The organism is Burkholderia sp. MR1-5-21, from assembly GCF_053427715.1.
On record NZ_JBSAXD010000001.1, the window covers coordinates 361,007 to 387,162 of the forward strand.

The 26,156-nt window shown below is 69.1% G+C and carries 21 protein-coding genes; 8 read left to right on the forward strand and 13 right to left on the reverse strand.

Translation table 11 applies throughout. The features are described 5' to 3' along the window. Positions 1 to 100: 100 nt before the first annotated feature. The 7 genes from ACV229_RS01525 to ACV229_RS01555 all read right to left on the reverse strand — a co-directional run bounded on the left by ACV229_RS01525 (position 101) and on the right by ACV229_RS01555 (position 8,405). Positions 101 to 1,690 (reverse strand): FadD3 family acyl-CoA ligase, encoded by a 1,590-nt coding sequence (locus ACV229_RS01525; RefSeq protein WP_448081346.1) that lies wholly within the window; start codon positions 1,688 to 1,690, stop codon positions 101 to 103. A gap of 73 nt (positions 1,691 to 1,763) precedes the next feature. Further along, positions 1,764 to 2,846, reverse strand: coding sequence for a 2Fe-2S iron-sulfur cluster-binding protein (locus tag ACV229_RS01530; protein ID WP_448081347.1), 1,083 nt, complete (start codon positions 2,844 to 2,846; stop codon positions 1,764 to 1,766). Between the two features lie 11 nt (positions 2,847 to 2,857). After that, positions 2,858 to 3,622, reverse strand: coding sequence for an SDR family oxidoreductase (locus ACV229_RS01535; protein WP_448081348.1), 765 nt, complete (start codon positions 3,620 to 3,622; stop codon positions 2,858 to 2,860). Between the two features lie 41 nt (positions 3,623 to 3,663). Then, positions 3,664 to 4,182 (reverse strand): flavin reductase family protein, encoded by a 519-nt coding sequence (locus ACV229_RS01540; RefSeq protein ID WP_448081349.1) that lies wholly within the window; start codon positions 4,180 to 4,182, stop codon positions 3,664 to 3,666. Continuing rightward, a complete protein-coding gene (locus ACV229_RS01545; protein ID WP_448081350.1) occupies positions 4,179 to 5,948 on the reverse strand; it encodes an FAD-dependent oxidoreductase in 1,770 nt (589 codons plus the stop codon). The genes ACV229_RS01540 and ACV229_RS01545 overlap by 4 nt, the downstream gene beginning before the upstream one ends. Positions 5,949 to 5,958: 10 nt before the next feature. Further along, entirely contained in the window at positions 5,959 to 7,152 is a 1,194-nt protein-coding gene (locus ACV229_RS01550; RefSeq protein ID WP_448081351.1) for an acyl-CoA dehydrogenase family protein, read from the reverse strand. A 113-nt stretch (positions 7,153 to 7,265) separates the two neighbouring features. Next, positions 7,266 to 8,405, reverse strand: a complete 1,140-nt coding sequence (locus ACV229_RS01555) for an LLM class flavin-dependent oxidoreductase (protein WP_448081352.1) — start codon at positions 8,403 to 8,405, stop codon at positions 7,266 to 7,268. Positions 8,406 to 8,672: 267 nt separating this feature from the next. On the opposite strand from ACV229_RS01555, the gene ACV229_RS01560 reads away from it, so the two are divergent. Continuing rightward, positions 8,673 to 9,023 carry a VOC family protein gene (locus ACV229_RS01560; RefSeq protein ID WP_448081353.1) on the forward strand — a complete coding sequence of 117 codons (351 nt, stop codon included), beginning with the start codon at positions 8,673 to 8,675 and terminating at the stop codon, positions 9,021 to 9,023. A 99-nt stretch (positions 9,024 to 9,122) separates the two neighbouring features. Here the strand turns inward: ACV229_RS01560 and ACV229_RS01565 are convergent, their stop codons facing one another. Both ACV229_RS01565 and ACV229_RS01570 read right to left on the reverse strand, forming a co-directional pair. Continuing rightward, positions 9,123 to 9,755 (reverse strand): hypothetical protein, encoded by a 633-nt coding sequence (locus ACV229_RS01565; protein ID WP_448081354.1) that lies wholly within the window; start codon positions 9,753 to 9,755, stop codon positions 9,123 to 9,125. A 93-nt stretch (positions 9,756 to 9,848) separates the two neighbouring features. Next, complete coding sequence (locus ACV229_RS01570; RefSeq protein ID WP_448081355.1) at positions 9,849 to 11,039, reverse strand: helix-turn-helix transcriptional regulator; 1,191 nt, start codon at positions 11,037 to 11,039, stop codon at positions 9,849 to 9,851. Between the two features lie 279 nt (positions 11,040 to 11,318). On the opposite strand from ACV229_RS01570, the gene ACV229_RS01575 reads away from it, so the two are divergent. The 5 genes from ACV229_RS01575 to ACV229_RS01595 all read left to right on the forward strand — a co-directional run bounded on the left by ACV229_RS01575 (position 11,319) and on the right by ACV229_RS01595 (position 16,736). After that, complete coding sequence (locus tag ACV229_RS01575) at positions 11,319 to 12,257, forward strand: alpha/beta hydrolase (RefSeq protein ID WP_448081356.1); 939 nt, start codon at positions 11,319 to 11,321, stop codon at positions 12,255 to 12,257. Continuing rightward, the gene (gene ribBA, locus ACV229_RS01580; protein ID WP_448081357.1) at positions 12,254 to 13,402 is read left to right on the forward strand and encodes a bifunctional 3,4-dihydroxy-2-butanone-4-phosphate synthase/GTP cyclohydrolase II; all 1,149 of its coding nucleotides are present in this window, start codon (positions 12,254 to 12,256) and stop codon (positions 13,400 to 13,402) included. The genes ACV229_RS01575 and ribBA overlap by 4 nt, the downstream gene beginning before the upstream one ends. A gap of 153 nt (positions 13,403 to 13,555) precedes the next feature. After that, positions 13,556 to 13,999: a helix-turn-helix domain-containing protein gene (locus ACV229_RS01585; RefSeq protein ID WP_448081358.1), complete on the forward strand. Its 444-nt coding sequence runs from the start codon at positions 13,556 to 13,558 to the stop codon at positions 13,997 to 13,999. A gap of 2 nt (positions 14,000 to 14,001) precedes the next feature. Further along, entirely contained in the window at positions 14,002 to 15,336 is a 1,335-nt protein-coding gene (locus ACV229_RS01590) for a type II toxin-antitoxin system HipA family toxin (RefSeq protein WP_448081359.1), read from the forward strand. A 164-nt stretch (positions 15,337 to 15,500) separates the two neighbouring features. Continuing rightward, the gene (locus tag ACV229_RS01595; RefSeq protein ID WP_448081560.1) at positions 15,501 to 16,736 is read left to right on the forward strand and encodes an NADH:flavin oxidoreductase; all 1,236 of its coding nucleotides are present in this window, start codon (positions 15,501 to 15,503) and stop codon (positions 16,734 to 16,736) included. 79 nt (positions 16,737 to 16,815) lie between these two features. Here ACV229_RS01595 and ACV229_RS01600 read toward each other — a convergent pair whose 3' ends face one another. Next, entirely contained in the window at positions 16,816 to 17,943 is a 1,128-nt protein-coding gene (locus ACV229_RS01600; RefSeq protein ID WP_448081360.1) for a 4-hydroxyphenylpyruvate dioxygenase family protein, read from the reverse strand. 482 nt (positions 17,944 to 18,425) lie between these two features. On the opposite strand from ACV229_RS01600, the gene ACV229_RS01605 reads away from it, so the two are divergent. Both ACV229_RS01605 and ACV229_RS01610 read left to right on the forward strand, forming a co-directional pair. Next, positions 18,426 to 19,727: a UDP-N-acetylglucosamine 1-carboxyvinyltransferase gene (locus tag ACV229_RS01605; protein ID WP_448081361.1), complete on the forward strand. Its 1,302-nt coding sequence runs from the start codon at positions 18,426 to 18,428 to the stop codon at positions 19,725 to 19,727. Positions 19,728 to 20,012: 285 nt separating this feature from the next. After that, the gene (locus ACV229_RS01610) at positions 20,013 to 20,783 is read left to right on the forward strand and encodes an IclR family transcriptional regulator domain-containing protein (RefSeq protein WP_448081362.1); all 771 of its coding nucleotides are present in this window, start codon (positions 20,013 to 20,015) and stop codon (positions 20,781 to 20,783) included. Positions 20,784 to 20,893: 110 nt separating this feature from the next. Here the strand turns inward: ACV229_RS01610 and ACV229_RS01615 are convergent, their stop codons facing one another. From ACV229_RS01615 to ACV229_RS01625, 3 genes are all read right to left on the reverse strand, one after another. Further along, a complete protein-coding gene (locus ACV229_RS01615; protein WP_448081363.1) occupies positions 20,894 to 23,194 on the reverse strand; it encodes an ATP-dependent DNA helicase in 2,301 nt (766 codons plus the stop codon). Next, entirely contained in the window at positions 23,191 to 24,960 is a 1,770-nt protein-coding gene (locus tag ACV229_RS01620) for a VRR-NUC domain-containing protein (RefSeq protein WP_448081364.1), read from the reverse strand. The genes ACV229_RS01615 and ACV229_RS01620 overlap by 4 nt, the downstream gene beginning before the upstream one ends. A 139-nt stretch (positions 24,961 to 25,099) precedes the next feature. Beyond that, entirely contained in the window at positions 25,100 to 25,978 is an 879-nt protein-coding gene (locus ACV229_RS01625; RefSeq protein WP_448081365.1) for a MipA/OmpV family protein, read from the reverse strand. Positions 25,979 to 26,156 lie beyond the last annotated feature (178 nt).

Here is a 26,156-nt window from a genome sequence, read left to right on the forward strand (position 1 = left end):
CTCCTTGATCGCTGCTACGTGGTATCGGTTGGATGCCCGTCAACACGCATCCGCATACATCGCGGACGCGACGAACCCCGCGGCGCCGGTCCGCGCCGCGTCACCCCGCCGCTTCCGATACCGCCCGCAACTGATACTTGAGCACCTTCCCCGCCGCGCTCGTCGGCAGCCGGTCGACGAACGTGACATGGCGCGGCACCTTGTAATTGGCCATGTTGCGCCGTGCCCAGTCGTTCAGTTCGTCCGCGTCGAGCCGCATGCCGGGCCGCAGCACGACGTACGCGTGCCCGACCTCGCCGAGCCGCGCGTCCGGCACGCCGATCAGCGCGGCCTGCGCGATCGCCGGATGCGCAGTGAGCAGCCGCTCGATCTCGGCCGGGTAGCAGTTGAAGCCGCCGACGATGAACATGTCCTTGATCCGGTCGGTGATCTTCAGGTTGCCGTTCGCGTCGACACAGCCAAGATCCCCGGTATGCAGCCAGCCGTCGGCGTCGATCGCGTCGCGCGTCGCGTCAGGCTGATTGAAGTAGCCGCGCATCACGTTGTAGCCGCGCACCCAGATCTCCCCCGTCTCGTCCGGCCCGAGCGCAACGCCGCCCGGCCCGGCGATGCGGACCTCGACGTCGTGCATCGGCCGGCCCGACGTCGACGCGATCGTCCCCGCATCGTCGCCGTACCGGCACAGCGTCGCGAAACCGCACGACTCGGTGAGTCCGTAGCCGGTCAGCACCGTCTCGAAGCCGAGTTCCGCGCGCATCCGTTCGATCAGGCTCGGCGCGATCGCCGCCGCGCCGGTCACCGCGATCCGCAGCGACGACAGGTCGCGCGTGCCGCGTTCCGGCGCATCGAGCAGCGCGTAATACAGCGTCGGCGGCCCCGGCAGCACCGACACGCGTTCGTCGGCAATGCGGCGCAGCACATCGTCGGGCTGGAACACGAGATGCGGCAGCACCGTCGCGCCGCTCGACAGCGCGGCGAGCCAGCCGGCCTTGTAGCCGAACGTATGGAAAAACGGGTTGACGATCAGGTAGCGGTCGTCCTGCCGCACGCCCGCGATGCGCGCCCAGTCCTGCGCGGCGCGCAGGTTCTGCCCGTGCGCGGTCATCACGCCTTTCGGGCGGCCCGTGGTGCCGGACGTGAACATCAGGTCCATCACCGTGTCGGGCGTCACGCCCGCCTCACGCGCACGCACCGCGTCGAGCGGGACCTGCGCGGCGCGCGCAAGGAACGCATTCCACGTCTCGTCATGCGGATGCGGGCGGCTGTGCGGCTCGCCGTCGAACACGACCACGCGTTCGAGCGTCGCCGGCCGATGCGGCTCGAGCATCGCCGGATACGATTCGCCGAGGAACGTGCCGCAGCAGAACAGCAGCCGCGCGCCGCTGTCGTGCAGAATGCCGCCGACCTCCATCCCCTTCATCCGCGTATTGACCGGCACGAGCACCGCGCCGGCCGTGTGGATCGCCAGCGCCGCGACGATCCACAGCGGCAGGTTCGGCGCCCAGATCGCCACCCGGTCGCCGGGCGCGATGCCGGTCGCGAGCAGCGCGCGCGCCGCTTCGACGCGGGCCGCGTCCAGTTCCGCATAGGTCAGCCGGCCCGCTTCCGACTCGATCGCCGGGTGCGCGCCGTGGCGCGCGGCGGCCCGCGCAATCAGCGCGGGAGTGGTCAAGGCTTCGTTGTCCGTCATCGTCGTTCGGAAGAATTCGCTAGGATTCGCAAGGAACGCCGCCCGCGCGTGTCGCGCAGGACGGCGCAATGGCTCAATCGGGAAATACGACGCGCAGCGCGTCGCTCGCGGGTTTCGCGCAGCACGCGAGCGTCCAGCCGGCCGCGAGTTCGTCGTCGTCGAGCACGTGATTGCCGTCGAGCGCGACCTCGCCGCGTTCGATCCGGCACATGCACGCGCCGCACTGCCCCATCCGGCACGAGTTCGGCGCGGACACGCCCGCGCGCAGCATCGCGTCGAGCAGGGTTTCGCCGGGCTGGCTGTCGAACGCGAACGACGCGCCGTCGAGCACGGTCTCGATCGCGGCGGCGTGCGGACCGTTGCCGATGCCGCTATCGCCCGCCTCGCCCCCCTCGCACGCGTCGCCCGCTTCGGCCGCCGCATCGCCCGGCTTCGCGCTCGCCGCATCCGGCAGCGACGCGAAACGTTCGACGTGCACGCGCGAGCGCGGCAGCCCGAGCCCGAGCATCGCGGCGAGCGCGTTCTCCATGAACAGCGCGGGCCCGCAGATGAATGTCTCCTGCCGGCTGAACGGCCGTGCGAGCTCTTCCAGGTGCCGCTGTTGCGGCACGCCCTGCACGCTGTCGAGCCAGTGGATCACGCGCAGCCGGCCGGGGTGGCGGTGCGCGAGCTGCTGCAGCTCGTCGCGGAAGATCACCGAACGCTCGTCGCGGTTCGCGTAGATCAGCGTCAGCATCCCGCGCCCGTGCACGAGTGCGGACTTCAGGATCGACAGCACCGGCGTGATGCCGCTGCCGCCCGCGAACAGCAGCAGGTCGGCGTCGAGCGTGCGCGGCGTGAACACGCCGGCGGGCGGCAGCACGTCGAGCGCGTCGCCCGCACGCACGCGGTCGCACAGCCAGTTCGACGCACGGCCGTCGCGCACGCGCTTGACCGTGATCTTCGGCGCGGCGTCGATGCCCGGTGCGCTCGACAGCGAATAGCAGCGCGCGGCCACGGTGTCGCCGCACGGCACGTTCAGCGTCAGGAACTGCCCGGGCCGGTACGCGAACGCGTCGCGCAGCGCGGCGGGCACGTCGAAGACGAACGAGCACGCGTCGTCGCTTTCGGCGATCACGGCGGCGACGGTCAGCCGGTGGAAGCGCGAATCGTCCATGGCGGGGCTCCTCAGGCGACGCCCATGATGAGTTGGCCGTTGTCGATCCGGTATTCGCTGCCGTTGACGAAGCGCGACTCGTCGGACGCGAGGAACAGCGCGAGGTTCGCGATGTCCTCCGGCAAGGCGAGCCGGCCCTGCGGGTCGATGCCCTGTTCCAGCGCGCGGCGCGTGTCGTCGGCGTCGCCGAAGAACGCGGCCGTCATCGGCGTGAAAATCCCGTCCGGATGGATCGAGTTGCAGCGGATCCGGTAGCCCTGCTGCTTGCAGTACGCGGCGATCGCGCGGGTCATCGCGGTCACGGCGCCCTTGCTCGCCGAATACGCGCAGAACATCCCGATGCCGCCGAGCGCCGCGGCCGACGACAGGTTCACGATCGACCCGCCGGCCGCCTTCATCGCGCGCACCGCCGCGCGGCAGCCGAGGAAATAGCCGTCCGCGTTGATCCGCAGCGTGCGCTGCCAGTCGTCCAGCGTGCCGTGCTCGATGTCGCCTGCGATCAGCACCGCCGCATTGTTGACGAGCACGTCCGGCGTGCCGAAGCGTGAAACCGCCGCGCCGAACACGTCGTTCCAGCCCGCTTCCGACGCAATATCGTGCCGCACGAACAGCGCGGCGTCGCCCAGGCCGGCGGCAACCTCGCGCCCGGCTGTCTCGTTCACGTCGGTCAGCACCACGCGCGCGCCCTCGGCCGCGAAGCGCGCGGCGGTCGCCTTGCCGACGCCGCTCGCCGCGCCCGTGACGATCGCGATCCTGCCGTTCAATCTGTCTGCCATGTTTCGTGTCTTCCGTGTCGATGGAACGCGCGGCTCATGTGTCATGCAGCCGCGCGGGTAGCGGGCGCGCCGGGCGTCGTGTACGCGCCGTCGAGATAGACGAGCGGATCGACGTCGCCGCTCATCAGCACCTCCCGGATACGTCCGATGAACACCGTGTGCGTGCCGTATTCGAAGCGGCCGTCCTGCTCGCAGACGAGGCTCGCCTGCGCGTCGCGCAGGTACGGCACGCCGAGCGCGGACGACTGCCAGTCGCCAGTCGTGAAGCGCGCTTCGCCCTTCAGCCGGCCGCTGCAGTCGATCGCGATCCCTTCGTGGCGCGCGGACAGCACGTTCACGCAGAACGCCGCGCCCGCGTCCAGCGGCGGAAACAGCGACGCGCTCTGGTTGATGCAGATCAGCAGCGACGGCGGCTCGGTCGACAGCGAATCGACCGCGGTCGCGGACATCGAGTAGCGGCGGCCCGCGTGCGTGCTGCTGATGACGGTGACCGAGCGCGCGAGGCGGCGCATCGCGAGCAGCATGTCCGTGCGCAGCGGATGGTTGGTGAGATCGGTCATGGTCTGACTCCGTCAAGTTCTGTCGTGGATGGCCGGACGGGCCGGCCGGCTGGGTCTGCCGGGTCGGCCGCCTGCGCGGCCAGGTGGTCGGCGGCGATGAAGCCGAACGTCATCGCCGGCCCGAGCGTCGAGCCCGCGCCCGGATAGCTCGTGCCCATCACCGACGCGCTCGTGTTGCCGATCGCGTACAGGCCGTCGATCGCGGTGCCGTCGTCGCGCAGCACGCGGGCCTGCGCGTCGGTGACGAGGCCGCCCTTCGTGCCGATGTCGCCCGCGTCAATCCGCACCGCGTAGAACGGCGCCTCGTCGATCGGCCCGAGGCACGGGTTCGGCTTGACCTGCGGATCGCCGTAGTAGGTGTCGAACAGGTTGTCGCCCTTGCCGAATTCGTCGTCGATGCCGGTCGCCGCGTAACGCGCCATGTCGCGCAGCGTGCCGTGCAGGCCGGCCGCGTCGACGCCGATCCGCGCGGCGAGCGCGTCGATCGTGTCCGCCTTCACGAGCACGTCGCGGAATGCGTCGGGGATGCGCGCATCGGGCATCATCGATGCGGGCATGATCGGCCCGCACGGATACTTGCGGCGAAACCGCGCGTCGAAGACCATCCAGGCCGGCACGTTCGAGCCGGTGCGTGCGTGGTCGCGGTACATCGCCGGCACGAATTCCGAATACGGTGCGGCTTCGCTGACGAAGCGCTTGCCGAGGCCGTTGACGATCACGCAGCCCGGCAGGTTGCGCTCGATGAACAGCGCGCGCTGCTTTTCCTCGCCCGCGACGCCGATCGTCGGCGCGCCCCACACGTGCTCCATCAGCGCGAGCGCGCCGCCAAGCCGGTGGCCTTCTGCAATCGCGTCGCCGGTATTCGCAGGCGGCGTCGCGCTCCACTGCGCGCGAGTCGGCTGCGGCAGGTAGCGCTCGCGCATCGGCTGGTTGCGCTCGAAGCCGCCCGCCGCGAGGATCACGCCGCGCCGCGCGACGATCGTCACCGGCCGGCCCGCGCGCTGCGCGCGCACGCCGGTCACGCGGCCGTCGGCGTCGAGCAGGTCCCGCATCGGCGTGTCGAGCCAGACCGGCACGTGACGATCGAGCAGCGCGCGGCGCAGCCCGCCGACGAGCGCGTTGCCGAGCGTCAGGCGCCGGTCGCGGCGCGTACGCCGGCGCATCCGGAAATCGAGCCAGTAGCGGCCGAATTGAGATAGCGCGAGCGTCATGAAACCCGGCCCGCGCGAAAACAGCACGTGCGCTTCCTTCGATGTCACCGCGACCCGTCCGCCCACCAGCGTGCCGGGCGACGGCGGGCGCAGCCGCGCGAATTCGTCGCCGAGCTGCGCGCCGTCGAACGGCAGCGGGTCGAGCGCGCGGTAGCCGGGCATCGCGTCCGGAAGCTTCTGGAAGTAGTCCGCGTATTTCGGCAGCGCCTGGTAGCGCACCGGCGTCCTGGTCTCCAGGTAGCGCAGCATCTCCGGCGCGTGGTCGAGGTACGCGTCGAGCTTGTCTGCGGGCGTAGCGCCTGCCGTGCAGGCGTCGAGATAGCGGCGCGCCGCATCGCGCGTGTCGGTCACACCGAGCTCCGCGATGTGGTGATTGCACGGTATCCAGATCCCGCCGCCCGACACGGCGGACGTGCCGCCGTACAGCCCGGTCTTCTCGATCACGACGACGGACAGGCCTTGGTCCGCCGCGCGGCAGGCCGCGAGCAGCCCGCCCGCGCCCGAGCCGACGACGATCACGTCGAATGCGTATTGCTGCGCTTGCGCGTCGTTCATCGTCGCCTCGTCAGATGAAGTAGTCCGTGTTCTCGCGGCCGAGCATCACGGCGCCGAGGTTCTGGCCGAAGCGGTCGACGTTGTTCGCGTAGTGCGCGCGCGCCGCATGCAGGTCGAGGAAGCGGCGCACCAGCGGATTGCGGTGATAGATGCCGTTGCCGCCCGCGTAGCGCAGCAGCGCATTGGCCGCCTGCGCGCAGCGCTCGGCCACCTGGGCCGACTGGTAGCGGAAATGCACGCGCCGCTCGATCGACACGGCCGGGCCGCCGTTCGCGGCCGCCATCAGCTCGGCGAAATTGCGCTTGAGCAGCACGCGCATCTCGTCGATCGCGACCGCGGCGTTCGCGCATGCGCCCTGTGCGCCCGGATCGTCGGTGGTCTTCGTGCCGCTGTTCGCGGACACGCGCGTCGTCGCGTACGACGTGAAGTCGTCGAGTGCGCCCTGCAGCGCGCCGATGCACGACGTGCACACCGCGCGCACGAAGATCTGCGCGAACGGCAGCCGGAACAGCGGCGCGTCGTTGACGGCGAGGCCCGGGCTCGTGCCCATCATCCCGTCGACCGCCTTGTGCGTGCGGTACCCGGGCACGAACACGTCGTCGACAACGATGTCGTGGCTGCCCGTCGCGCGCAGCCCGAGCACGTCCCAGTCCTGCTGGATCCGGTAGTCCTGCTTCGGCAGCAGGAAGGTCCGGTATTCGGGCGGCTCGCCCGCCTTCGCCGGCGGCACCAGCGCGCCGAGGAACACCCAGTCGCACAGTTCGCTGCCGCTCGAGAACTTCCAGTGGCCGGACAGCCGGAAGCCGCCGTCGACCGGCGTCACGCGGCCGACCGGCATGTAGGTCGACGCGATCAGCGTCGACGCATCGTTGCCCCACACGTCCTGCTGCGCGCGTTCGTCGAACAGCGCGAGCTGCCAGTTGTGCACGCCGACGACGCCGTACACCCACGCCGTCGACATGCAGCCGCGCGCGAGCGCCATCTGGATGTCGAAGAACGTCTGCGGGTCGAGTTCGTAGCCGCCGTAGCGCTTCGGCTGCAGCACCTTGAAGAAGCCGGCGGCCTGCATGTCGGCGACCGTCTCGGCGGGAATGCGGCCCTGCGCCTCTGCCTGCGCCGCCCGCCCGGCGAGCACCGGGGCCAGCGCTTCCGCCCGCGCGATCAGCGTGGCGGCCAATGCGTTCGAATCGTTGTCGCGATGCACGAATGTCTCCTGTTCGGCGCGGCCCCGCCGCGTCCGGTTGTTCTTGCGATCGATGTTCTTCGCCGGGCGCGCGCGCCGCATCGTCCGAAAGGACGACGGGCGCGGCCCGCGCGTCACGCGTACTTGCGCTGCGCGTCGCTGTTGAAGAACGGGATCACGTGCTCGCCGATGTTGCGGATCGTCTCCATCTGCGCGTCGTGCGGCACCGTGCCCATCTGGCACAGGAACAGCACTTCGTCGACGCCCGCCTCCTGCAGGCGGCCGACGTAGCCGATGCAGTCGTCCACCGTGCCGTACGCGTGGTTCGGGTTCATCATCGCGAGCGCCGGATCCGCGAAATTGACGACCACTTCCTCCGACGCGAAGCGCGAACGGATCACCATCTCGCCGCTGTCCGCCTGCACGAGGTCGTCGCCCCACTTCGACGGGTCCGGGCGCTCGCCGCCCGTGTACCAGTACGCGAGCGATTCCATGAAGTAGCGCTGGCCGCGGATGCCGATCTTGCGGGCCTTCTGGCCGTCCGCGAGCACGACCGTCGGGCACAGCGCCGCGAGATGCTGGGTCGGGCGGAAACCGACCTGGTCTTCCGGCTTGCGGGTCGCCCACGCGTCGCGGTAGACCTTGTTCTTCTTCGCGACTTCGTCCGGGCCGCCGAAGCCGAGCACGAGCGCGCCCATGCCGCGCTGGCCCGCGCGCAGCAGCGCGTCGGTGTTCGTGCAGGCGAGATACATCGGCGGATGCGGATCCTGGAACGGCTTCGGATGGATCGGGCGCTTCGGGATCTTGATGTACGTGCCGTCGTGCTCGATCTCGTCCTGCACGAACATCTTCGGCACGAGGTACATCGATTCGTCGATCATCGGCTGCAGCTTGTCGAGTTCGTAGCCGAACGCGCCCGCTTCCTGCTGGCTGCCGCCCTTTCCGACACCGAAATGCACGCGGCCACCCGACAGGATGTCGAGCAGCGCGACGCGCTCCGCGACCTTGATCGGATGGTTCATCGCCGGCGGCAGGCAGACGACCCCGTGCCCGAGACCGATGCGCGTCGTGCGGCCGGCGAGGTACGCGAGGAACGTCTCCGGCGCGCTCATGTGCGCATAGTTGGTCAGCGACGTGTGCTCGACGCACCAGATCGTGTCGAAGCCGACCTGCTCGGCGAGCAGCGCCTGTTCGACCGTCTCCTGGAACACGCGGTGGTCGCCTTCGCGCGACGCGTCGGTGGTCTGGGCTTCGTAGATGAGGGAAAACTTCATTGCGTGCGTCTCCATGTATGTTGGACGGGTCGGGGTCGCGCACGCCGCCTGCGGCACGCAGACGGATAGCGACGGTCCACGGATGGGAGTGTCGGCGCGCGCGCGGGCGCGGGCATCGTCTGTTTGGAGTAACGGGGCAGGTTCGCGGACAGAGGGCTTTCACCGTCATCCGATCGGACTGCGTGCGACCGGACGGGGTCGCGCTACGATCGTCGAGCGGCGGCATGCCCGCTGCGTCACGACAAGTCACGACAAGGGAGACGACGGATGAAGGTTTCGATGCTGCTGTATCCGGTCGACGACATCGACACGGCGTTGCCGCTGTTCGTCGACGGCCTGGGCCTGAACGTGAAGTTCCGGGACGGCGACCGCTATTGCGCGCTCGACGGCGGGCCGCTGACGATCGCGCTGGTCGCGGGCCCCGAGCAGATCGTCGAGCGCGCGGCGCTGACGCTGCGGGTCGATGAGGACGACGATCTGTATGCGGCGATGGCGCGCGTCGTGAAGGCGGGCGCGTCGGTGCGGGTGCCCGTGCAGGCGGGGCCGCACGAGTATCGCGCGGTGCTCGAGGATCGCAACGGCGCGCTGCTGGTGATTTCGCAGAAACGGGCGGCGTGAAGGCCAGCTGCGCCCGGGATTCGGCATGAGCGCGAGCGGCCCGTGCATCGGGCCGCACCGCGGGCCGCCGTGTTCCGTCGTCGCACGGCGGCTATCCCATCAGCCGCACTGCCAGAGAAACTTCGCGCCGGGTTCGCTGCAGCCGCAGTGGAACACGTAGCCGCACCCGCCGCCGCCGAAGTTCATTGCGGTGCGGTGGTCGGGCCCTTCCTCGAGTTGCGCCACGAACGACATCGTGTTGCCGCACGCGTCGCAGGACGGTGTTTCGTCGGCCTGGAGCCACGAAGGTTCGCCGCCCAGGCAACCCTGGATCCGGCGCAGCGCGCCGTCGTGCTGCTGCGCCCATTGCTGGCGCGCGTCGTCGTAGCCTGCGGCGTCGACGTCTTCGATTTGCACGCCATAAGCGCTGTCGCGCACGACCGTGTCGCCTTCGGGCGCTGAGGCAACCCTGCCGGCATCGTCGGCCGCCACGACGACGGCGCGATTGCCGCCCGCCTCCGCATCCCAGTCGTCGCACATGCCCGGCGAGTTCTGGCACATGAACAGCAGCACGAGCCGCCCGGCGGCATCGCCGTCGAGCGCGATCTGTCCGAGGAACTGCATCGCGCCGTCGCAACTCGCGCAGTGCGGCCAGTCGAACTGCGCGTGCGCAGGAATCGACGGCAGTCCGCCGAAGCGCGTCACTGCCGCCGGCGACGCCGGCGCTTCCGTGTCGATCAATAAGCGAATCATGCGACCTCCGTCGGTTGGCGGCCGCCGGGGCTGTGTCGCCCGCCGGCACCGCCAGATTAGAGTCGCATTCGCGGGAGGCTGCAAGGGGGCGAATCAGCCGAGCGGCACCACGCTGCCGAGCAGGATCCGCACGAGCGTTGCCTGGCGCGTGACGCCCGTCTTCGAGAAGATCGCGCGCAGATGCGTGCGCGCCGTGTTCTTGCTGATGCCCGATTCCTCGGCCGCTTCCTCGAGCGTCATCCCGTTCGTCAGCAGCAGCGCGAGCGACGTCTCGGCGGGCGTCAGGTCGAACAGCTTGCGGATGATCTCCTGCGCACCCTGCGGCTTGCGGTCCGGATCGCGCAGCAGCAGCGCGACGGCCGGCCGCCGCTTGTTGTCCTCGGACCAGTCCGACAGCAGGATCGTGCGCACCAGCAGCCCGAGGCGCGGCTTGTCGAAACTGCGCGTGATCGGCATCGCCTCGACGATCGCGGACGCGGTGCCGTGGTGGCCCATCACCGCATGGCGGATCAGCCGCTGCAGCGTTCGGTTCTCCTGCGCATCGGTCGCCTCGATCGTGCCGCGCGCGACGCACAGGCCGTTGCCCTGCTTGAGGATCTCGTCGGCGACGCCGTTGATGTCGATGATCGCGCCCTTTTCGTCGAGCGTGATCATCCCGACCTGCATCCGGTTGACGGCGTTCGCGTAGATCGACCGTTCGACTTCTGCCGTGTCGAGCCGCGAATGCAGTTCGACCGCGCGCTTCAGGTGCGGCAGCAGCAGTCCGCAGATCGCCTTGTCGCGCGCCGAAAACGGCGCCGACGCATGCTTGCGGCACACGCGGAACCGGCACTCGACGCCCGACGACGTGCGCAGGTCGGCGCCGAGGATATGGCGCACGTCCGACGGCTTCAGGAACTGCTTGTAGAACTCGCTCGACAGCCAGCCCGTTTCGCCGAACACCTCGTCGGCCGTCACGACGCGATCGGCCGGCAGGCCGATGAACGGATCGAGCGAATAGTAGTAGGTGTTGTACGAAGCCTCGCCGTCGCCGGGCACCACCGGTCCGAACTCGGACGCATGCACCGACAGCGGCGCGCGGCGATCGCTCGCGGCCGCGCGCAGGATCAGCGTCACGTAGTTCGCGTCGAGCCAGCGGCGCACGAGCTCGAGCGCGCCCGCCCACGGCGGCGTCTCGAGCGGTCCCTGATAAATCCGCGCCATCAGCTCGCTGAACTCCGCGACGCCGAGACCGGCCTCGTCCATCGTTGATTGGCTCTCTTGCGGAGCCCATCGTGTCTCCATCAGCACGCTCCATCCTCCATGCGACTTGGCTCAGTCCGATTCAACCGTGCCGCCGACATTAAGACGCGTCTTAATTTCGGCGTCATCGGGATATCTACTGAAGACGGAGCTTTCGCTATCCGGCCAAAGCCACCATCGTCCGATCGGACGATGTAAGGCCCGGGCCGCTACGCTGCAATGCCCGTCAGGCCGCGCCGGCAAGCATCCGGCGCGCTCTCGGGTAAACCGCGACGCGGGTATACCTGATTCGATCCGCACCCGATTCAGACAGGAGTTCCGATGCCGCTCGACCCTCAGGCGCAGGCGTTGCTGACCGCGTTCGCGCAAGCGCCCGCAATCGATTTCAATCAACTGACCGTTCCCGCCTACCGCGCGAGTCTCGCGTGGGGCGGCGCATTCGCGCCCGGCGACACGATCGCCGCCGAGGAAGACTGGTACATTCCCGCCTCGGGCCACGTCATGCCCGCGCGGCTCTATCGTCCGCATGCCGACGGGCCGCTGCCGCTCACCGTGTTCTTCCACGGCGGCGGCTTCGTGTCGTGCGGCATCGATTCGCACGCGAACCTGTGCCGCAGCCTCGCGCAACGCGCCGGCACGCTCGTGCTGTCGGTCGACTACCGGCTCGCGCCCGAGGCGCGCTTTCCGGCGGCCGCGCACGATGCGTGCGATGCAGTGCGCTGGGCCGCAGCGAGCGCCCGCGACCTCGGCGCGCGCGACGGCGTGCTCGCGGTGGCGGGCGACAGCGCGGGCGGCAATCTCGCCGCCGTCGCCGCGCTGCAATTGCGCGGCTCGGGCATCCGGATCGCGCACCAGGTGCTGCTGTATCCGGTCGTCGATTGCGCAACCGAACATTCGTCGTACGAATTGCTCGGCGATGGCTATTTCCTGACCGCGGACATGATGCGCTGGTTCAAGCACCACTATTTCGGCGACGATGCGGACCGCGCGTCGCCGCTCGCGAGCCCGCTGGCGGCGCCCGATCTCGCCGGCGTGCCGCCCGCGACGATCGTCAGCGCCGAATTCGACCCGCTGCGCGACGAAGCCGAAGCGTATGCGGCGCGCATCGCGCAGGCGGGCACGCCGGTCACGCTCGTGCGCTGGCCGGGCCAGTTGCACGGCTTTGCAAGCATGCTCGGTGCGGTCGACGCCGCCGACCGCGTGCTGACGTTCGCCGCCGACGCGCTGCGCCGTGCGTTCGCGGCAACGGAGGCGCGATGACGCTCGCCAGCACCCGAGAGATCGTCGACGAGCTGCGCGCGGGCCGCATGGTTCTGCTCGTCGACGAAGAGGACCGCGAGAACGAAGGCGATCTCGTGATCGCGGCGGATCACGTGACGCCGGACGCGATCAATTTCATGGCGCGTTTCGGGCGCGGCCTGATCTGCCTGACGCTGACCGCCGAACGATGCGCGCAGCTCAGGCTGCCGCCGATGGCCGATCGCAACGGCACGCCGTTCGGCACCGCGTTCACGGTGAGCATCGAGGCGGCCGACGGCGTGACGACCGGCATCTCGGCCGCCGACCGCGCGCATACGATCCGTACCGCCGTGCGCGCCGGCGCCCGGCCTGACGATCTGGTACAGCCCGGCCACGTGTTCCCGATCGCCGCGCGGCCCGGCGGCGTGCTCGTGCGCGCGGGACATACCGAGGCCGGCTGCGACCTCGCCGCACTGGCGGGCCTGACGCCGGCCGCGGTGATCTGCGAGGTGATGAACGACGACGGCACGATGGCGCGGCTGCCCGAGCTGCAGGCGTTCGCCGCGCACCACGGGCTGAAGATCGGCACGATCGCCGACCTGATCCACTACCGGCGCGAACACGAATCGCTCGTCGAGCGCGTCGGCGAGCGGCCGCTGCATACGCCGTGGGGACGTTTTCACGCGATCGAGTATCGCGACACCGTGCACGGCACGCCGCATCTCGCGCTCGTGCGCGGCGAGCCCGACCCCGCGACGCCCGTGCTGACACGCGTGCACGAATGCCACTCGCTGCTCGACCTGCTCGACGCGGAGCCGTCCGCGCATTCGTGGCCGCTGCACGCGGCGTTGCAGCGGATCGACGCGGCCGGCTGCGGGGTCGCGGTGCTGCTCGACTGCGACATGCGCAGCGACCATGCACGCGTGCCGGCGGGTGGCGTGCGCCGCGACGGCCGCGCGACCGGCATCGGCTCGCAGATCCTGCGCGATCTGGGCGTGCGGCGGCTGAACGTGTTGTCGAGCCCGTTCCGGCTGCCGGCACTGTCGGGGCACGACCTGGAGATCATGGCGTTCATCCCGCTCGGGGATGACGATCCGGAGATAGCGCGGCTCGCGCAGGGGCTGCCGTTGTCTCGCGCACACGCTCAAGTCATCCACGCCCGCTGATCCCGGCTGACCGGAACGCTCCCGGCAGACACCCGTAACAGCCTTTCGGCTGTATTCTGTAAATACAGCTTATTGCTTGTTTTTTTGAAATACATGCAATAGGCTGTTATTGTTGAATACAGCCGATCGGCTGTCTTGTCGTGGAGAGCCGCCGTGCGATTTCCCATTCAGACCTTGAGCCAGTTGCGCCCGATACTCGTCGGGTTCCGAAAGTCCGCGGGGCTCACGCAAGCCCGTCTGGCTGCCCGCCTCGGGATCACGCAACAGAGCTACGCGAAGCTGGAAGCCGATCCGACGGCCGTCAGCGTGGAGCGCCTGTTCAAGGTCCTGCAGATGCTCGGGGTCGACCTGACTCTCGGCCAGGCAACCTCCGATGCGATCGCCTCCCCCTCCGCCGAACGAACCGGCGTTGATGCGGCGGCCGACGCCACCGCGACCTCGAATGACAGCAGCCGGAAGCAAGCGGCCGCATTGCGTGCGTACAAGACGGCACACGGTGGCCCGAAAATCGCGGTCGAGGCCCGCGAAGCGGTGCCGACAAGCACGAAAGCAGCGAAACAGCCCGCCAGGCGCGTCACGAAACGGGAGGATTGGTGACGATGCCTGCGCGCATGCGAGCACGCCGTCTCGGCGTGTGGATGAACGGCATTCCGGTCGGATTCTGGGAAGTCAAGCAAGGCATCGAGCGCCTCGTCTATCTGCAGGACTGGATCGACGATCCGCAGGGCCGGCCGTTGTCGCTGTCCCTGCCTTTCACGCCCGGCAATCAGCCCCATCAAGGCGCAGTCGTGACCGACTATTTCGACAACCTGCTGCCGGACAGCCTGGCGATCCGCCGCCGCATCGCGACCCGGTATCGTCTGGCATCCGCCGATCCGTTCACGCTGCTGACTTCGATCGGGCGGGATTGCGTCGGCGCCATTCAATTGCTTCCTCCGGGCGAGGAGCCGGTCGACCTGGAAACGATCGCCGGCGAACCGCTCGACGAAGCGCACATCGCGGCCGTCCTGCGCGATGCGACTGCCGCACCGCTGGCCGGTCAGCCGGAAAAGACCGCCGACCTGCGTCTGTCGATCGCCGGCGCCCAGGAGAAAACCGCGCTGCTGCGGCACGACGGCCGCTGGCTCTTGCCCGGCGGAAGCACGCCGACGACGCATATCTTCAAGCTTCCGATGGGGTTGGTCGGCAACATGCGGGCGGACATGCGCACGTCCGTCGAAAACGAATGGCTGTGTTCCCGGATCGTAGCGGCTTACGGCCTCCCGGTCGCCCGTTGCGAAATCGGCCGGTTCGACGATCAGAAAGCGCTCGTCGTCGAACGCTTCGATCGGCGCTTGTCGTCGGATCGGTCATGGATCCTGCGGCTGCCCCAGGAGGACATGTGTCAGGCGACCGGGACGCCACCCGGGATGAAATACGAGTCGGACGGCGGGCCGGGAATCGAGACGATCGTCGGAATCCTGTCGAAATCGACGCAGCCGGCGACCGACCGCATCAATTTTTTCGTCACCCAGATCGTGTTCTGGGTGCTTGCGGCAATCGACGGCCATGCGAAGAATTTCAGCATCGCGCACCTGCCCGGCAACGCCTACAAGGCGACCCCGCTCTACGACGTGCTGTCGGCCCATCCGATCATCGGAACCGGCAGGAATCGGCTTGCACCGCAGAGAGCCAGGCTCGCGATGGCGGTGCGCGGCAAAAACCGGCACTACGCGATTCACGAGATTCAGCAACGGCATTGGGTTGCGCAAGGTCTGCGGGCAGGCTTGCCTGAAGACGACGTGCGGGCAGCGATGGCGGCCGTGGCCGGCCGGACCGATGCGGTGATCGGCGACGTGTCGGCGACGCTCCCGGCGGACTATCCGGCGGATGTCGCCGATGCCATCTTCGAGGGCATGCGGCAGCAGAGCCGCCGGCTGGCCAGAATGCAGTAGTCCGGTGCTCGGCCGTCGCTCGTGCGGGCCGACGCCGTGTCGGTGGCGCGGCGGGTGAGCCGTCATCCCCGCACGCGGCACACGCCCTAGTCCAACCGGACGATGTGCGTGTCCGCCAGCGCCGCACAATGCATCCCGTGTCCGATCCATTCCATCGCCCCGACATGCCCTCCGCCGATCTTTCCGTTGCCTTCAGTCCGCTGCGCGTCGGTCCGCTGACGCTGCGCAATCGTGTGATCAAATCCGCGACGAATGAAGGCATGTCGCCGAACGGCGTGCCGTCGCGCGCGCTCGTGCAGTTTCACGAGCGCATCGCGGCCGGCGGCGCAGCGCTCACGACCGTCGCGTATTGCGCGGTCAGCCCGGACGGCCGGACATTCGTCGACCAGGCGCAGCTCGATGCGCCGACCGTCCGGCAGTTCCGCGCGCTGACCGACGCGGTCCATCATCACGGCGCGGCGGCGTCCGCGCAGATTACGCACGGCGGCTGCTTCACGTTCCTGCCGTCGCTGTCGACGCCGCGGCCGCTCAGCGCGTCGGGCGGCTTCAACAAGGTCGGCTTGATGAGCGGCCGGTTCCTGAAGCAGGCGATGACGCGCGACCAGATGACGTCCGTCGCCGACGCGTTCGCGCAGGCCGCCCGTCGCGCGCGCGACGCGGGCTTCGACGCGGTCGAGATCCACATGGGTCACGGCTACCTGTTGAGCCAGTTCCTGTCGCCGCTCTACAACCGCCGCCGCGATGCTTACGGCGGCGATGCGGCGCGGCGCGCGGCGTTCCCGGTCGAGGTGCTGCGGCGCGTGCTCGACGCGGTGGGCCGCGATCTCGCGGTGGTCTGCAAGATCGGCGTGACCGAAGGCGTGCGCGGCGGCGGCACGGCCGACGACGCATGCGAGGCCGCGCGCCGGCTCGAAGCCGAAGGCGCGCACCTGCTGGTGCTGAGCGGCGGGATGAACGTCGAATCGACGTGGCAGCTGTTCGGCAGCCCGCTGCCCGGCGACGCGCGTGCGAATGCCGACAACGCGATCGTGCGCGCCGCGATGGCGCTGCAAAAGCTCACCGAGCCGAAGATGGGCGCGTTCCGCGAGATGTACTTCCTCGAGCACTCGCGCAAGGTCCGCGCGGCGGTGCGAATGCCGCTCGCGTATCTCGGCGGCGTGCGCTCGCGCGACAACATCGCCCGCGCGCTGCAAGACGGCTTCGATGCGGTGGCGATGGCGCGCGCGCTCGTGTTCGAGCCCGATTTCGTGAACCGGCTGCGCGACGGCCGCAGCGAGCAGTCGGGGTGCACGTCGTGCAACCGCTGCGTCGTGTCGATGTATACGCCGGGCGGCACATCGTGCGCGCTGCAGCCGCCGAACGATCCGGCGCCGAACCGGATGCCCGCCGCAGGCGCCTGAGCGCCCGAGCGACACCAGCGGCTTCGCACCGGCCTCGCGACCGCCGACGTGCGGCCGATCGCGCCGGACGCGAATACCGTCAGCCCGCGTCGCGCGCCCGCGCGAGCGCGGCGAGGTTCCCTTCGCCGAACCCGTGATGCCCGTGCCGCTGGACGATCTCGAAGAAGATCTCGCCCGGCCGCCGCTTGACGAAGGTCTGGAAGAACAGCCGCGGCGGGCCGTCGCCGTCCGTCTCGCCGTCGACCAGCACCGCGCGGCGACGCAGCGCGTCGAGATCGAGGCCATGCCCCGGCAGCCGCGCGTCGACGTCATCGTAGTAGCGCGCCGGCGGCTCGATGAACTCGACGCCGTTCGCGCGCAGCGCATCGACGCACGCCAGGATGTCGTCGGTTGCGAGCGCGACGTGCTGGACGCCCTCGCCCGGATGGTCGGGCAGGTACGCGTGCATCAGCTCAGTGCGCCGCGTGCCTTCTTCATACACGGGGATCCGCACCGCGCCGCACGGCGACACCATCACGCGCGACTCTTCCGAAACGTGCCAGTGCGCGTCGATTTGATGGATTTCGCGGAAATACAGCAGGTCGTGGTAGAAATCCAGCCATTCCTGCATCCGTCCGGCGCCGACCGTCTGCGTGAAATGGTCGACCTGCTGCAGCCCGGTGCCCGCGAAATCGAGATCGGTATGCGCGGTGGCAACGTCGATCGGCCGGAAGTCGATGTCGAAGATCGAGATGTCGCCGACGCCGCCGCGCTGGCCGCCCCGCCCGCGCCAGCGGTCGATGAAATACAGATGCGAATCGCCGATGCCCTGGATCGCCGGAATCTTCAGCTCGCCGACGCCGACCCGCTCGCCCTCGAACGCCCACGCGCCGAGCTCGATCGCGCGCTCGAACGCGCGCCGCGCATTGGCGACCCGCAACCCGATCGCGCAGACGCCCATTCCGTACTCTTCCGCATAGCGCGCGGCGAACGAATCCGGCTCCGCATTGATCAGGAAATTCATCTGGCCTTGCCGGTACAGCGTGACGGCCTTGCTGACGTGCCGCGCGATCGCCTTGAAGCCGAGTTGCTCGAAGCGTTGCGCGAGCGCGTCCGGCACCGGCGCCGCGAACTCGACGAATTCCAGGCCGGCCATCCCGAGCGGATTGGCGGCCGGATCGACGACGGGCGGCGTGTCGCTGGACAGGGGGGGATGATTGCCGAGCATTCCAGTCTCCGGGGACAAGCAGGTCGATGATAGTGCGCCGGTGCCGCGTTGGGGCCCGGCCGGCGCGGCGGGCGGACCATCCGCCCGCACCGCGCAACGTTTGTTCAATGGTGCCGATTTTAACCAAATCGTTCACGTCGGCACACCTCGGCCGAACGGACAGTGATTGTCGGCAACAGGCCGTGCCGACCGCCCCGCCTGGTGCAAACCGGAGAAGCGTTCGATAGACGCACGATCTTGAACAATAATCGCGCACTTTGGCCGATCGGCCAATTGCCGCGATACGACGCGCGCCCAATTCTCCGGGATGCCGGTGACGCACGCATGCATCACCGGCCAACGCATCGCCAACGCAGTACGTGACGTCAAAGACTGTCAAACCCTGTCCTTTATCTCCCCACATCCCGCCAGCACTTTCCACCGGCATTGCCGACCGATGGCATCATATGGGCCTACGTCAGTCAACGATACGCCCCCATATCATGTCGAATCTCATCGTCCACGGCGGCAACCCGCTGCGCGGCGACATCACACCGTCCGCCAACAAGAATGCCGTCCTGCCGATCCTGTGCGCCACCCTGCTGACCGACCAGCCGCTGCGGCTCGTCGGCGTGCCGGACATCACCGACGTGCGCAAGATCCTCGACATCTTCCGCACGCTCGGCAGCGACGTGTCGATCGATTTCGACACCGGCATCCTCGAGCTCCATCACCGCGACACCCGCTTCGATCCGGCCGTTCACCGGCTGCCGGAGGCGATGCGCTCGTCGATCATGCTGATCCCGCCGCTGCTCGCGCGCTTCGGCGTTGCCCGTCTCGAGAACGACGTGAAGGGCTGCACGCTCGGCGTGCGCGAGATCGATCCGCACGTCGAGGTGTTCGAGCGCTTCGGCGCGCACATCGAGCGCACGCCCGATTCGCTGATCGTGCGTTCCGACGGTCCGCTGAAAGCCAACGACCACTGGCTCGACTACGCGTCCGTGACGACCACCGAGAATTTCGCGCTGTGCGCGACCGCCGCGGCCGGCACGTCGACGCTGATGAACGCCGCGTCCGAACCGCACGTGCAGGAGTTTTCGCAGTTCCTCGCGATGCTCGGCGTCGAGATCGAAGGCATCGGCACGTCGCGGCTGTGCGTGACCGGCGGCGCCAGGCTCGGCGGCGGTGAATTCCGCTTCGCCGAGGATTTCCACGAGATCGCGACGTTCCTCGCACTCGGTGCGATCACGGGCGGCGACATCGTCGTGCGCAACTCGTCGCCCGAGCATTTCCCGCTGATCGACCGCACGTTCGCGAAGTTCGGCGTGCATGTCACGCACCGCGACGGCTGGTCGCGCGCGGAGCGCGACGGCCCGCTGCGCGTGCGCCGGCCGTTCACGCAGAACATCCTGACCAAGGTCGAAGCCGCGCCGTGGCCGTACCTGCCGGTCGACCTGCTGCCGATCTTCATCGCACTCGGCGTGCGCGCGGAAGGCAGCGCGATGTTCTGGAACAAGGTGTACGACGGCGCGCTCGGCTGGTCGGGCGAACTGTCGAAGTTCGGCGCGCACGTACTGCTGTCCGATCCGCACCGGCTGATCACGTTCGGCGGGCTGAAGCTCACGCCGGCGCGCGTCGAAAGTCCGTACATCATCCGCGTCGCGATCGCGCTGCTGATGGTTGCCGCGAGCATCGAAGGGCGTTCGGAAATCATGAACGCGCTGCCGATCCGCCGCGCGCACCCGCATTTCGTCGAGAACCTGCGGTCGGTCGGCGCGAACGTCGAGTGGACGAGCAGCGAATGATGCCGCGCCGGATGCGGCGCATCTGACGTTCGCGCCAGGGTCCGGCCATCTCTTCCTTTTTGCATTCGACCGCGGCCTTGATCGGCCGCCGGTCGGCACGGTCGCGAATGCCCCGGCGACTGTTGTCGGTCGCTTCATCCCGACTGCCACGTGCCGCTTCACCTCACTCGACCTCGCAGCCGAGCATCCTTCCCGCCTCCTGCCCGATCCAGCACGCCCGTTTCTGCGCGATAATCGCCCCCACCCGCGCGACTCCTCGCGCCCCCCGATGGTTTTTTTGCTCCGATGAAAAAGGCCGAACTCGACAAGCGCGACTGGATTGCCGGCCTCGAAAAAGGCCTGATGATCCTCGAGGCGTTCGACAGCCAGCACGCGCGCATGACGCCGACGCAGGCCGCCGCGCGCACGGGCCTCACACGCACCGCCGCGCGGCGCTACCTGCTGACGCTCGAATCGCTCGGCTACGTGTACACGGACGGCAAGCTGTACGGCCTCACGCCGCGCGTGCTGCGGGTCGGCTGGTCGTACTTCGATTCCGCGCGCCTGCCGCGCACCGTGCAACCGTATCTGCAGCAACTGAGCGCAACGCTGAACGAATCCGCATACGTGAGCGTGCTCGACGAATGGGAGCTGGTGTTCATCGCGCGCAATGGCGTGTCGCGCGTGATGACGACGGGCTTCGTGCTCGGCGCACGCGTGCCGGCGCCGCTGACGTCGCCGGGCGTCGTGCTGCTCGCGCACCTGCCGGACCGCGACGCGGTCCGCACGTGGCTCGACGGCGCGGAGCTGCCGCCGTTCACCCCGCACACGATCACCAACAAGGCCCGCCTGCTCGAACAGATCGACCGGGCCCGTGACGACGGTTTCGCGGCGATCGAACAGCAATTGCAGGTCGGCGTGCGCGGCATCGCGGTGCCGCTGAAGAACCGCCACGGCGAAGTCGTCGCCGCACTCAGCACCAACATGCCGATCGGTGCGGAAACGACCGAGGCCGCCGTGCGGCGTGTGCTGCCGCATCTGCAGGAAACGGCGCTCGCGATGCTGAACGTGCTCTGAGCGCTCGAGCGTGGCGCGAACGCGTCGCGCGGCTTCGGCGTCGCCCGCCCTGCATGTCCGCGCGTGCCATACCTGCCGGCGGACGGCACGCGCCCGCCCGGTCATCGCATTCAGCCGATGCGCCACCAGCGCGGCAACAGCGCGCGCACCTCGCGACGGCGATACCGGTCGTCGATCAGGTGCACGACGCCCTCGTCACGCTCGGTGCGGATCACGCGCCCGGCCGCCTGCACGACCTTCTGCAATCCCGGATACAGGTACATGTAGTCGTAGCCGTTGCCGAAACGCGCGTCCATCGCGCGCCGCATCTGCTCGTTCACGTCATTGACCTGCGGCAGGCCGAGCGTCGCGATGAACGCGCCGATCAGCCGTTCGCCCGCAAGATCGACCCCTTCCGAAAACGCGCCGCCGAGCACCGCGAACCCGACGCCGCGCCCGCCCGCGTCGAAACGCGCGAGGAACGCGTCGCGCTCCGCCTCGGCCATGCCCGGCGCCTGCGCCCACACCGGCACGTCCGGGTGGCGCGCCTGTATCAGCGCAACCACGCGCTGCAGGTAATCGAAACTGCTCAGGAAGCTCAGGTAATTGCCGGGCCGCCGCGCATACTGCGCAGCGATCAGGTCGGCGATCGGCGCGAGCGACCGGTCGCGGTCGCGCCAGCGCGTCGACACGTGGCTCGCCACCCGCACACTGAGCTGCTCCGCGCGGAACGGCCCGTCGACGTCGAGCCAGCCTGTGTCTTCGGGCAGCCCGAGCGTGTCGCGATAGAAATGAAACGGGCTCAGCGTCCCGGAGAACAGCACGGTCGCCCGCGCGGCGGAAAAACGCGGCGCGAGGAATCCGGCCGGGATCACGTTGCGCACGCACAGCGTCGATTGAACGCGGCGCCGGCGGCCGGCCGGCACAACGCCATCGAGCGCCGGCTGCCGCGGCATCGGCTCGCCGTGCAGCGTCACGTCGAAGATCGATGCGTCGTCGAACGCGTCCGCGAGCGCGCCGAACTGGATCGCGTCGAAATGGAACCGCAGCAGCGCGTCGCCGTTCGCGCGCGGCGCGTCGGCCAGATGCTCGCCGATCGCGGACACCAGATTCTGCACGGCCGACACAAGCGAACCGGCGATGTCGGGATACGCGGCGTAGCGTGTCTCCTGTGCTCGGTTCAGCGCGCCCCACGCGCGCCCGAGCCGCTCGAACGCCTTGCGCAGCACGGCCGGCGCTGCGTCGCGCGCAGCCGCGAAATCGAACGGGTCGAGCGACGCGCTGTACATCTTGCGTGCGCGGTCGAGCAGGTTGTGCGCCTCGTCGACGAGCACGCCGATCCGCCACTGGTTCTGCAGCGCAAGCGTGTGCAGCATCGCGCTGCCGTCGTAGTAGTAGTTGTAGTCGCCGATCACCATGTCGGACCAGCGCGCGAGTTCCTGCGCGAGGTAGTACGGACAGATGTCGTGCGCGAGCGCCGCTGCGCGCACCGTGTCGCGGTCGAGCCGCCCTTTTTCGATCGCCGTGTCGCGTGCGGCCGGAAGCCGGTCGTAGAAGCCGCGCGCAAGCGGGCACGATTCGCCGTGGCACGCGTTGTCCGGGTGCTCGCACGCCTTGTCGCGCGCGACGAGTTCGAGCACGCGCAGCGGCAGCGCCGGCGTGCCCGCGCCGAGCGTCGTCGCCGCGTCGAGCGCGAGCGCGCGGCCGGGCGTCTTCGCGGTCAGGAAGAAGATGCGGTCGAGCTCGCCTTCGCCGCATGCCTTCAGCAGCGGAAACACGGTGCCGAGCGTCTTGCCGATCCCGGTCGGCGCCTGCGCGAGCAGGCAGCGCTCGTCGCGCGCGGCCCGATACACGGCGACCGCCAGTTCGCGCTGGCCGCTGCGGAATTGCCCGTGCGGGAACTGCAGCGCGCGCAGCGACGCGTCGCGCGCGTCGCGATGCGCGGTCTCGCGTTCGGCCCAGCCGATGAAGCACGTGCATTGCTCGGCGAAGAACGCGGCGAGCACGCTTGCCGGCAGCGTTTCCGTGAGCACGGTCTCGCGCTCGGACACGATGTCGAAATAGATGAGCGCGACGGTGATTTCCGCGAGCCCGCGCGTATCGCACAGCAGATGCGCATACACCTTCGCCTGCGCCCAGTGCAGCGCGCGGTGGTTTGCGGGCATCGCGTCGAGGTCGCCGCGATAGGTCTTGATTTCCTCGAGTCGGTTCGACACGGGATCGTAGCCGTCCGCGCGGCCCCGCACGGTAAGCGTGCCCCATGTGCCCGTCAGCGGGACCTCGGTCTCGTAGCGCGCGCCGCGACGCGACGTCACCGTGCCGTGCCCGGCAATCCCCTCGAGCGCGGTCGGCGCGGGTGTGAAGCGCAGGTCGAGGTCGCCGCGCCGCGCGGTGAACTCGCACATCGCCCGCACCGCGACGACATAGCTCATGCGGACAGCCCCGTCGCGTCGGCGTGCGTGACCGCGCCGCCCGCCCATTCGACGTCGACGACGCGGACCGGAATCCCGTGCGCGATGCAGTAGCCGAGCCAGCGCGTCTGGTTGTCCTGCAGCCGGTCGCCGGGCCCTTTCACCTCGATCAGCTCGTAGCGCCGTTCGTCGGGCCAGAACCGCACGAGGTCGGGAAGCCCCGAGCGATTGCTGCGGATGTCCGCGAGCAGGCGCGCGAACCAGAGTCGCAGATGTTCGGGCGGCAGGCAGGCGAGCGCTTCGTCGAGCAGCGCCGGGCTCAGCACGCCCCAGAACACGAACGGCGATTGCACGCCCATCTTCGTCGCGTAATGACGGCGAATCGTGTCGCGATACGTGCCGGAATCGAGCTGCGCGAAGCACGCGTCGAACGCGTCGGCACGGCGCGCGGCGAAATCGGGCGCATGCAGGTCGGCCGGCCCGCGCTGGAACGGATGGAAGAACGCGCCCGGCACCGCCGCGAACACGGGCTCCCAGCACAGCAGGCCGAACAGCGAATTGATCAGCGTGTTTTCGACGTAATGGACCGGCGCGCCGGGTTGCGCGAGATGGTCGCGCACCGCGTATTCGACACTCTCGAACGCGTCCGGGCGCACGAGCACGAGCGTTTCGCGCGGCACGTCAGGCGCGGTGGCTGCCCGCTCGACCGCGCGGCCGAGACGGCGCTGCAGCCGCGGCAGCATCCGTTCGACGCGCTGCCGCTCCTCGTCGCTTTCGAATGCGTCGCGCGCATCGAGTGCCAGCGCGAGCGCATCGTCGTCGCGGCCGCAGCGTTCGAGCACGCGAATCCGCCGGTGGCGGCTGCCGGGCCACGCGCTGCGCACATACGCATCGAGCGCGAGCGGCCACGCGTGGCGGCGCTCGCACGTCTGGCCGAGCGTGAACAGGAGCTTCGCGCGGCGTGTCGCGAGCCACGGCTGCACGCAATCGACCGTGTCGATCAGGTCGAGCAGCGGGTCGAACGGCGCATCGTCGGGCCACGCGTCGAGCGCGGCGCGGCACGCGTGCAGCACGAGATACGTATCGACGTCGCTGCGCCGCTGGAATGCGCGCGACGACGGCGCGAACGGCACGCTTTCGTACTGGAACACGCCGAGATCGGCGAGCACGAATTCGCTCCAGTCCTGGTGGAGATTGCCGAAGAACATCAGCCGCAGCCGGTCGCATAGCGGGCCGACCGTCACGCGCAGCACGCGGTCGACGGTCGATGATTCGCCGGCCGCTGGATCGCCGGCCCCCGCTTCGTCGGCCCCCGGATGGCCGGCCCCCGGATGGCCGGCCCCCGCAAACCACACGTCGAACGGCTGCGCAACGTCATGCGCAGGCCGCAGCAGGTCGAGCCATTCGACCTTGCGCGCGCCCGCATGCGCGCCCAGCACCGGGAACATCTGCAGCAGTTCGGCCTTGGTGGACAACGAGAAGATTTCGTCGAGCGTCAACGGCGGCGCCGGATCGACCCACCCGAGCGCGACGAGCGGCCCGGCCGCGTCGAGCGCGCAGCCGATCTCGTCGTAGCGGAGCTTGCTCGCGCGGAAGTCCGGCCCGTTGCGCATCAGCATCCGCACGAGCAGCGCCCGCGACGCCTGCGGCAGCGCCGCGAAGGCCTGCAGGAACGCGCGCTCGCCGTCGTCGAGCACGTCGTCGTAGCGCTCGCCGAGCCAGCTCAGCGCACGCTCGAAATTGGTCAGGTAGTAGAACGCCGGGGGCGGCAGCGAAGCGGGTGTCACGGGAATCGGTCACTGTACGTTTGTACAGGTTCGAATCATAACAAATGTGCCGGCGGAGTCGACCGGCCGGCGCCCCCGCCCGCGACCACCACGGCGCGGTCGACGACGTCTCGCCCCGAGCGTGGCAGATCGCAACCGTTCAGAACTGGTAATTCACGGACAGGTCGAGCACGCCGTTGGTCGTCTGCTGCGTGACCGGGCTCGCGGCCGCGCGCCCGACGAGCTGCTCGATTGCGCCGTCTGCCGTCAGGAACCAGTGCTTGTTCACGAACCAGATCATCGTCACGCCCGCCCCGACCGACTTGATCCCCGCGCCGGACGAATAGCGCGGCAGCCCCGAGCGCGCGGCCGCGGCATCGCTGACGCCGAACCAGCTGTTCATGTAGCGCGCATCGGCGAACGACACCGTCGGCCCGGCGAACCAGTAGAAATTCTCGTTGCTGCCGGGCATCGGCATGTACGCGGACAAGTCGCCGATCCAGCCGTTCGAGCCGCCAACGCTGCGCCGCACGTCCGCGCGCAGCACGAGCGGAAAATCCTTCGAGATCACGTAATCGGCCGACAGCTTGAGCACGGGTGCCGCGTTGATGTTGTCGAAGCCGTTCAGGTGCCCGATATCGTCGGCGGAACGGCGCCCGAGGTCGTAGCCGACGGACAGGCTGACGCGCCAGTTCGGCCCGCGCAGCACGTTCGCGCCGGCGCCTTCGCCGGTCGAGACGAAGAACAGGTCGCGATAGCGGATATCGAGATTCGGCCCGCCCAGCACGTGATAGCGGTCGGAGCCCGGATAGCGCGGTTGATACGTCATGCCGGCGCCGACGCTGACCTGCCAGGTCGGAACGTTCGGTTCGAACAATTTGATGAGCGGGACGCCGGCCGAGAATTGCCACTCGCCGAGCGGCGACGGCGTCTGTGCCGATGCGGATTGCGGACTCGCGGCCGCGACGAGCGCGAACGCCGACACGCGACAAAAGAGCCGGCTTGCGCCGGACGACAGCAACTGGCGAGCGATGACCATGAGCGGTGGTATCCGTCCGTTGCGTGGAAAAGGAGAACGCGCTGCGCGCCGCCTGCCGCGAATTCGATGGCCCGCTGCGCGAACGCAGTGTCCGCTGAATTAACGGACATCCTACGCGACACGCGTGCGGACGCAAAGTGCTTGCACGCGTCGCCATCCGCGCCACCGCCGTGCGCAT